The 9,484-nt window shown below is 39.3% G+C and carries 6 protein-coding genes and 4 tRNA genes; 6 read left to right on the top strand and 4 right to left on the bottom strand.

Going from position 1 to position 9,484, the window contains the following annotated elements:
* Nucleotides 1-83: 83 nt before the first annotated feature.
* The 6 genes from FH971_RS02070 to FH971_RS02045 all read left to right on the top strand — a co-directional run bounded on the left by FH971_RS02070 (nt 84) and on the right by FH971_RS02045 (nt 8,344).
* Entirely contained in the window at nt 84-2,261 is a 2,178-nt protein-coding gene (locus FH971_RS02070) for a type I secretion system permease/ATPase (protein ID WP_140233167.1), read from the top strand.
* Nucleotides 2,258-3,640: an HlyD family type I secretion periplasmic adaptor subunit gene (locus FH971_RS02065; protein WP_140233166.1), complete on the top strand. Its 1,383-nt coding sequence runs from the start codon at nt 2,258-2,260 to the stop codon at nt 3,638-3,640. The genes FH971_RS02070 and FH971_RS02065 overlap by 4 nt, the downstream gene beginning before the upstream one ends.
* Nucleotides 3,641-3,662: 22 nt before the next feature.
* Entirely contained in the window at nt 3,663-5,072 is a 1,410-nt protein-coding gene (locus tag FH971_RS02060) for a TolC family outer membrane protein (RefSeq protein ID WP_140233165.1), read from the top strand.
* Entirely contained in the window at nt 5,072-5,677 is a 606-nt protein-coding gene (locus FH971_RS02055) for an OmpA family protein (protein ID WP_140233164.1), read from the top strand. The genes FH971_RS02060 and FH971_RS02055 overlap by 1 nt, the downstream gene beginning before the upstream one ends.
* A gap of 86 nt (nt 5,678-5,763) precedes the next feature.
* Complete coding sequence (locus FH971_RS02050; RefSeq protein ID WP_140235495.1) at nt 5,764-6,414, top strand: transglutaminase-like cysteine peptidase; 651 nt, start codon at nt 5,764-5,766, stop codon at nt 6,412-6,414.
* Between the two features lie 7 nt (nt 6,415-6,421).
* Nucleotides 6,422-8,344 carry a bifunctional diguanylate cyclase/phosphodiesterase gene (locus FH971_RS02045; protein ID WP_140233163.1) on the top strand — a complete coding sequence of 641 codons (1,923 nt, stop codon included), beginning with the start codon at nt 6,422-6,424 and terminating at the stop codon, nt 8,342-8,344.
* 568 nt (nt 8,345-8,912) lie between these two features.
* Here FH971_RS02045 and FH971_RS02040 read toward each other — a convergent pair.
* From FH971_RS02040 to FH971_RS02025, 4 genes are all read right to left on the bottom strand, one after another.
* Nucleotides 8,913-8,989 (bottom strand) — tRNA-Pro (locus tag FH971_RS02040).
* Between the two features lie 59 nt (nt 8,990-9,048).
* A tRNA-Pro gene (locus FH971_RS02035) sits at nt 9,049-9,125 on the bottom strand.
* 26 nt (nt 9,126-9,151) lie between these two features.
* A tRNA-His gene (locus FH971_RS02030) sits at nt 9,152-9,227 on the bottom strand.
* A gap of 51 nt (nt 9,228-9,278) precedes the next feature.
* Nucleotides 9,279-9,355, bottom strand: a tRNA-Arg gene (locus FH971_RS02025).
* Between the last annotated feature and the right edge of the window lie 129 nt (nt 9,356-9,484).

The following is a 9,484-nucleotide window of genomic DNA, read 5'->3' as shown; positions in this document are numbered from 1 at the left end:
CAATTTAATGACGCTTCGTAGTAATATGTAAGCGTCTATAAATTGTTTCTAACATAATGATAATTATAAAGGATAAGTAATACGTGCCAGCAACTGTGTCTAACCATCAAGAACAATGGGCAATTTCGGCATCGCAACGAGTAACAGTCGATCCGCTGCTAGATAGCCTAGTGTTATTAACAGAACACTTTGGCAGCCCATGCTCAATTGATTCATTGGCCGCAGGTCTTCCGTTATCAGGCGCGGTTATTACCCCTGAACTACTGCCACAAGCTGCGGCTCGAGCGGGATTGTCAGCAAAATTAACCCGAAAAGACCTCAACCAAATCTCAGATATTTTGCTGCCTTGTATCCTATTACTAAAGGATAAAAAGGCCTGTATTTTAAGAGAAATAAATCTAGAACAAGATAAAGCCGTTATTCAATTACCTGAAACAGGTGGCGAAGAGACCCTGACCATTGAAGGCTTAGAAACCCTATATGTAGGCTATCTATTTTTAGTCAAACAAGATTACCGTGGTGATAAGAGTTTTGATGTTCACCTTCATGACAATAGCAGCCATTGGTTATTACAAAGCATTAAAGACTCTGCGCCCATTTATCGCGATGCTCTTATCGCCTCAGTTTTGGTTAATTTATTTGCATTAGTATCACCACTATTCATTATGAATGTGTATGACAAAGTCGTGCCTAACCTTGCATTTGAGTCACTGTGGGTATTGGCCATTGGGGCAAGTATTGCCTATATTTTCGATTTTATCATGCGCCAATTAAGAAGTTATTTAATTGATGTGGCAGGTAAAAAAGTCGACATTATTGTTTCGTCAAAATTATTCGCCAAAGCCATTGGTATTCCGTTATCAAAACGTTCACCCAGTGTAGGTGGAATGGCTCGACAATTAGGTGAATTTGACAGCATCCGTGAGTTTTTAACATCAGCAACCATTACTGCACTGGTTGATCTCCCCTTTGCCTTGTTATTTGTCATTATTATCTACATTGTTGCAGGAGATTTAGCGCTAATTCCAGTAATTGGTAGCGTAATCATTATTGCAATAACTTTGTATTTACAGCCAAAATTAAAACAAGCTATTGAAGAAAGCAATCGTTTTGCCAGTTTAAAACATGGTCATTTGATTGAAAGTCTATCAGCGTTAGAATCAATCAAAGCCAACGGCGCTGAAGGCTTAGTACAAAAAAGCTGGCAACAAATGATAGGTCACACTGCAAATTGGCAACTCAAAACAAAAAAACTGTCTAATTATATCAGTCATAGCGCAAGCTTTATCGTACAGCTGACGGTAGTATCAGTCGTTATTTTGGGTGTATATCGTCTGGCAGATAACGAAATATCAATGGGCGGCATTATTGCAGCCGTCATGCTCTCTAGCAGAGCTATCGCACCTATGGCTCAGCTAGCTGGCTTAATAACCCGCGGTAACCATACTATTAGCTCATTACGTCAACTTGACGCCATTATGGGGCAAGAAGATGAGTTTGAGGATAAAGGACATTTAGCCAGTAAAGAACGATTTATGGGTAAAATAGAAGCGGATAATATCAGCTTCAGCTTTCCCGGTTCAGAAAAACCAAGTCTGCATCCTCTATCTCTACGTATAAATCCTGGAGAACGTATCGCCATTATTGGTCGAAATGGGTCAGGTAAGAGTACGTTAGCCAAGCTATTACTCGGGTTATATAAACCAACTCAAGGTAGCCTGCGTTATGACGGTCTTGATGTCGGACAAATTCACCCTAGCGACCTGAGACGTAACTTTGGTTACTTACCCCAAGATGTCACCTTATTTCATGGTTCTATCCGCGACAATATTTTATTTGGCTCTCGCCAAGTCACTGAACATCAGTTGATGAGAGCGATTCAGCTTTCAGGAGTAAGCTTGTTTACCAATTTAGAATCTGAAGGTTTGGATCAACAAGTTGGTGAAGGTGGATTAGCGCTAAGTCGGGGACAAAGACAAACCGTTGCCCTAGCACGAGCAACCCTAAATGATCCTTCGATACTCTTAATGGACGAACCTACTGCAAGCCTTGATGCTCGAGCAGAAAAACAATTTATTCGTTCGATGCAGTTAGTCAGTCGCGATAGAACTTTATTATTAATCACTCATAAAATGCATCTGCTCAATTTAGTTGATCGTATTATTGTACTCGATAAAGGCCACTTGATGGCCGACGGACCTAAAGAAGACATTCTTGCAAAACTCAACTCTGGAGCAATTTTTGGAGGTCAGAATTCATGAGTAAGCATCTGACAACAGAAGATTTGGAAATGGTTGATGACGTTTATGGCGCAATGATGACCGATGCCCCTTCCGGACATCGTCTTATCATATGGTCATTGGCTGCTATGATGGTGTGCTTTTTTATATGGGCTTATTTCTCAGAGTTAGATCAAGTAACAACAGGAATGGGTAAAGTCATCCCTTCTTCGCAATTACAGGTTATTCAGAGTTTAGATGGCGGTATTTTACAAGATGTATACGTTCAAGAAGGAGCTATTGTCACCAAAGGACAAGCGTTAGCTCGTATTGACGACACACGTTTCCGCTCAGACTTTGATCAACAGGAACAGGAAGTTTATGGATTGCAAACTAATATACTCCGCATGCGGACTGAATTAGACAGTATTATTATTTCAGATATGTCTTCTGACTGGCGCCAACAAGTCAAAATTACCCAACAAAAATTGATATTTCCACAGAACATTATTGATCAAGAACCAGAGCTAGTTAAACGTCAACAGCAAGAATATTCAATTCGGCTCGATAATTTAAGTAATCAATTAGAAATTTTGGTACGTCAAATACAACAACGTCAGCAAGAAACAGACGAACTAGCCTCTAAAATAAGTACCCTTACAAAAAGTTATCAATTAGTATCTCGCGAACTAGAATTGACAAAGCCTTTGGCTCGTAAAGGTATTGTCCCTGAAGTTGAACTGCTAAAACTTGAACGCACAGTTAATGATATTCAAGGTGAACTGCAATCTGTTAGGATCTTACGCCCTAAAGCGAAAGCATCTATGGATGAAGCCATCTTAAAGCGCCGTGATGCGGTATTTGTTTACGTTACCGATTTACGTGCACAACTCAATGAAATGCAAACTAAACTATCTCGCATGAATCAGGCACAAATAGGTGCATTTGATAAAGTCAGTAAGGCCGTCATAGCATCTCCAGTTGTTGGTACCATTAAAAAAATCAACTTTAATACGTTAGGTGGCGTAGTACAGCCTGGCGAAGATATTATGGAAATAGTGCCATCAGAAGATAAATTACTGATAGAAACCAAAATATTGCCAAAAGATATTGCTTTTTTACATCCTGGATTACCTGCAATAGTAAAAGTCACTGCTTATGACTTTACTCGTTACGGTGGGCTCAAAGGAACCGTTGAACATATTAGTGCCGATACATCTCAAGATGAAGAAGGTAACAGCTTTTACATCGTAAAAGTACGAACACAAGAATCTAGTTTAATGAAAGACGATGGCACGGAGATGCCAATAATCCCAGGAATGCTTACATCTGTAGATGTCATAACAGGGAAAAAATCTATACTTGAGTACATTTTAAATCCAATATTAAGAGCAAAAGATACTGCTCTTAGAGAGCGCTAAGAAGAAACCGGGAGGGTTTTTAATGCCTACAATTATAAATCAACAAAAAAAGCTAAGTGCTATAGCCTTAGCTTTATCAATGTTGATAACACCAACAGCGTCAAGTCAAACACTTGAACAAGCTGTTGCACATACACTGGACACCAATCCAGAGTTACGTATTGCTTTTAATAGCTTTAAAGCACGTGAAGAACAAGTTAACCAAGCTGTAGCTGGTTATATGCCAACCGTTGATATTACTGCTGGCTATGGCTGGGAACAAACAGATAGCCCATCGACTCGCCGAAAGGCTGGTCAAGGTGATGTCAATGATGACGGTATTATTGAATTAGAGCGTGGCGAAGCTGGTTTTAGTATCAAACAAATGATCTTCGATGGTTTTTATACCAGTAGCGAAGTCGATCGTTATTCGTTTGAAGCCAGTGCCGATCAGTGGGCATTATTTTCTGCTGCTGAAGATATGGCATTGGATGTCACTAATGTTTACCTTGATGTAATCCGTACCGAACAAGTATTACAACTCTCTGAAAAAAATCTCGCCAGTCATAAAGAGATTTACGATCAAATAAAACAGCGGACAGACTCAGGGTTAGGCTCGATAGCAGATTTATCACAAATCACTGGTCGTCTTGCCCGAGCAAATGCCAATGTTATTTCGGCTAAAAATAATTTAGAAGACGCACGAGCAGCCTTTATAAGAATTGTAGAATCACAACCAGATAACTTAATCTTACCAGTAGCTGATGCCGACATGCTGCCAGAAACCTTAGCACAAGGGATCATTACAGCAAAAGCGAAGCATCCAGTGTTAAAAACAGCAGCAAACGACATTAATGCCGCAAAAAAAGAGCGAAGCTCCGCCAAGGCCACCTATTTCCCTCAACTAAGCCTAGAGCTGAATGGTAATTGGAATAACGATACTGATGGTGAAGATGGCTATAGCGCAATTAGCAGCCAAAATGTCAATGGCTACAATAATGAGTTAGTAGGAATGATTCGGGTTAAATATAACCTTTTCGCTGGCGGTAAAGATATTGCTAAAGACAGAGAAACTGCTTATAAAATCAACGAAGCCAAAGAAATTCAACAACGCGCTTATCGACAGGTAGTTGAAGGAATGACTCTAGCTTGGAATGCCTACCAAATGTTAACTCCACAAAAGCAGTTCATTCGCGAACATGTTGAAGCGGCTAAACAGACTCAAGTGGCTTATGTGCAACAATTTAATTTAGGCCAACGTAGCCTTCTCGATTTACTCGATACCGAGAATGAACTATTTGAAGCACGTAAAGATTATTTACAAACCGAATATGATGAAATCGCAGCTCGATATCGAGTTTTAAATGCGACTGGCGATCTACTCGACTCACTTCGAGTTACCCGCCCAGAAGAATGGCGCGGTGAACGCGATTATGAAGGAGGCGTGAATTAATGAGATATTTAATTATTCTGCTTATATTACTGACTACCGTAGGTTGTTCATTCAACAATATTGTCGAAAATAATTCGTCAACGCTACAAAAATTTGATCTGGCTGACAATGATCATGACGGTGTAATAATGGCTCGAGATAACTGTATGGGCACAAATATTGGTGCGGCTGTCGACAATTACGGTTGTGGTAGCATTAAAGACATCAACGAACGCCAAGAATTAAAAATACTCTTCAGTAATAATTCTAATGTTATTGAACCTCAATATTACGACCAAATTGAACGTGTTGCGGAAATAATGAGAGCCTATCCTACCACTAAGGTAACGATTGAGGGTCACACAAGCAAACGAGGTAGCTATGAGCTAAATTTAGCGTTATCTCAGAAGCGCGCCAAGGCGGTAGTAGAAGTACTCGAAAACACCTTTGGTATTGATCCTAGCCGTTTAACTGCAATTGGATATAGTTTTAACCGCCCGATTGATAACAGTGGCACACCAGAAGCAGAAGAACGTAATCGCCGTGTTATCGCCGCTGTAACAGCCGATGATACCGTTCCTGAAATGAAATGGAATATCTACACGGTTGATGGGCAAATTGACTAACGGACACACAAGGCATTGATTTTTTGAGTCGTAAAGACCGCCAAATAAAAACATCGCAATATAAAAGAGTCTGTCATTTTTCCATTATGGCATCGGCTCTTTTAGTTTCATGTTTATATGCGGCACCGACTCAAAAATTAAATCAACAAGAAACCGTTTCAGTATTATCAGAACGCTATGGAGATCGAGCGGGATTACGAGTAAATGCTTGGTTTAAAATTCTCAGTGATTCACAACAACTTGCAGAAATAGACAAGTTAGAAAAAGTTAATCAATTTTTTAACTTATTTAGATTCATTGATGATCAAAGCTTGTGGGGCGATTCTAATTACTGGGCATCACCGATGGAGTTTATTGGGGCCAATGGCGGTGATTGTGAAGACTTTTCAATTGCAAAGTATTTCACCCTTCTTCAACTCGGTATTGCGGAAGATAAACTTAGGATCACTATGGTAAAAGCAACATCATTAAATCAATATCATATGGTGTTAGCATATTATGAAAAACCAAATTCGATTCCATTGGTGCTCGATAATTTGGATAAAACGATAAAATTGGCAACAAAACGAAAAGACCTCCTGCCGGTCTATAGTTTTAACGGTAAGCAATTATGGTTAAACAAAGAAAAAGGCCGGGGTGTATTAGCTGGTTCGTCATCGCGTCTTGAAAAATGGACTGACCTTAAACTTAGATTAGGCGTAGACCGTTTACGCAAACCAAAACTCAACATGGAGTAGTGACAACATGACCCTGTTCAGGCAGATCTATGCGTTACTTTTCGGGCTTTTCTTGTTAACGATTGCAAGTGTTGCCTATGTGCAATTTTCAGAGACACAACGTTTTTTAACGACACAAATGGAATCGGATCTCAATAATGCAAGTAATTCATTAGGATTAATGCTAACGCCAGTTTTAGAAGCCGGCGATGATGCTGGTGCAGAAACATTAGTTAATGTTATTTTTGAGGGCGGTTATTACCAACAAATTAGGTTAACTTGGTTAGTCGATGGTAAACAACAAATATGGAATAATGCAATTCGAGTAGAAGATGTACCACAATGGTTTATCGACCTAAACCTATTTCACACCATAAAAAAAGAGAGCACAATTACCTCTGGTTGGTTACAACTCGCAACACTCGAAATTACTGCACATCCTGGTTTTGGCTACCATGAATTATGGCGAACCATTTCAGATATTATCATTCTATTTTCAATTTTATTTCTCATTGCTATCGTATTTGCAAGAGTGGGATTAAGTTGGATTTTAAAACCCTTAAATACACTTTCTATACACGCAAAAAAAATTGCCGACCGTCAATTTGGTCCAGACATGCCAACGCCAAAAACAAAAGAATTAAAAGAATTAGTCAATGCATTTAACAGTATGTCAGCTCAATTAAAGCAAGTATTTAACTCACTTGACGAAGAGGTATCCGCGTTAAGAAAGAAAAATCTTGTCGATCAAGTATCCGGACTACCCAATAGACAGTATATGGTCAGTCGCGTTAATGGTTGGTTAAGTGAGCCCAGCACTGGTGCACTTTATTTAGTTAAAATGGATTGGCTAGAAGAAGTTCATAGTAAATACGGCTTCCAAGTTAGGGATGAAACTATCCGAATTCTGGCTGAAAAACTACAACATCATCAAGATCAAATATCTCCCTCTGTTATCGCACGCATTGCAGCTTATGAATTTGCCTTTCTTGTTGAAGACTGTGAACATGATCAATTAACTAAGTATTTGCAAAGTTTAATACGTACGGTTAATAAAGAAATATCTAAATCCGGCTGTAAACCAAACGAACAGTTTTATATTGGTGTGGCAGAACGTCTGGGACAAATGACTGTATCAGATATGTTGGCGCAAGCAGATAATGCTCTCCAACAATCCATTAAAGAAGGCAAAGTATTTCATTGGTTCGAGAACACTCAAAAGCAGTTATTCACTCGAGAAGAGTGGCGCAGTAATTTGAATCATGCAATAGAACATAAAAAATTCCAATTCCGTTGGCAGCCGATTCAACTTTGTGCCAAAGATGAAATTTGTCAACGAGAACTATATTGCCAACTGCAAATAGACGATACAATTCTGCATGCTGGTCAGTTTATGCCATATGTAGAATTACTTTCATTAGGTACAATGCTGGATCGCTGTTTAATAGAAACAGTAAGTGAGCACCGTTTATTGGAACGTAATTATGAACGAGTTGCTATTAACCTCACCTATCAAAGTATTAGTGATGCTGATTTCCATATTTGGTTAAAGCAATTCCTTAGAACCAATAAATATACTAATCGCATTTGTTTTGAAATTCCTGAAGCGAGTGTTTATAGCGATTTAGAATCTTGTGAAAATCTCTGTAAAATCATCCGAGATTCAGGAGCTCTCTTTGGGATTGACCATTTTGGCCGTCAATTTGGTTCAATGGCCTATTTACAAAGCTTGCGCCCACACTATGTTAAATTAGATCAATCATTTGCTTATATTGAACACAACCAACATAACAGTGAATTATGCCGAGCGTTAGTCAACGTAGCCAAAGGTTTAGATATTCAAGTAATTGTGACGGGTATTCAAGAGAAGGAACAGCTCGCTCGCTTTACTGAATTGAGGGTAGATGCATATCAGGGCTTTATAGTACCGCCTATCAATGTGGAGCTATAAATAATATTGATTGAACCATTAATACTAACCACTCTTCGGAGTGGTTTTTTATGCCTCCGTCATTTACTCACAGAACATAACGACAAGCTCAACGGTTATACCACTGTGTTTAATTCTATACCAAGCTATTCATGCTTCAACATCTCGCTCGATTACAATGTCGGCATAATACTTGTTAACGACGACTAAATTTTGTTCATAGGGTTAAGCGATATGTTTACGAAATATAGTCGGGTAATAAATTGTGGATACTATTAATTTGAAATGTCATGAGGTGAAATATTTCATCTGTTTGTTATTTATCTCATTTGATCCAGATTGAGATCAGTCAACCACAGCAAACGTAGCGATGCTACAGAGGCGCTTCGATATAACAATATACAAGGTCATAAAAAGCATTAAACCTAACACGTGGACATTGTAAGTGCCGCTAAGGTGGGTATAAGCAATATAATTGATATTAGCCATTGTTAAAGCTGAAATATTGGCAATCAAATGGTCCATTGGAATAATTAATCAAAATTATAAAAACAAAAAAGCCACTCTAATGAGTGGCTTTTTTGTAAATTGGTCGGTGATAGAGGATTCGAACCTCTGACCCTCTCGTCCCAAACGAGATGCGCTACCGGGCTGCGCTAATCACCGAAATTTTCTTTAAACTGTTCAGTAAACCAATTAATCAAATTAACCTGTTCACTTAAATGTGGTCGGTGATAGAGGATTCGAACCTCTGACCCTCTCGTCCCAAACGAGATGCGCTACCGGGCTGCGCTAATCACCGAAATATACATAAAACAACAAATTGAATGGGGTGACTGATGGGGCTCGAACCCACGACAACCGGAATCACAATCCGGGACTCTACCAACTGAGCTACAATCACCACTGACTTTCAATTCTACTAACCAATACGACAGAAACAGTACATGCCGAATGGTGCGCCCAGAAGGATTCGAACCTTCGGCCTTACCCTCCGGAGGGGTACGCTCTATCCAGCTGAGCTATGGGCGCTCGCCTTGGTTAGCGACGCATATAATAAGGATAAACCTACCCCACGTCTAGCCCTGATTTGCTTTTTTTAACTGACTGGTTAACTTTTGACTCATTTACAATAACTATTTACGAATTCATTATATATAT

This window comes from Shewanella polaris, assembly GCF_006385555.1.
GTDB lineage: Bacteria > Pseudomonadota > Gammaproteobacteria > Enterobacterales > Shewanellaceae > Shewanella > Shewanella polaris.
This window is presented reverse-complemented; position numbering and strand designations above follow the sequence as displayed.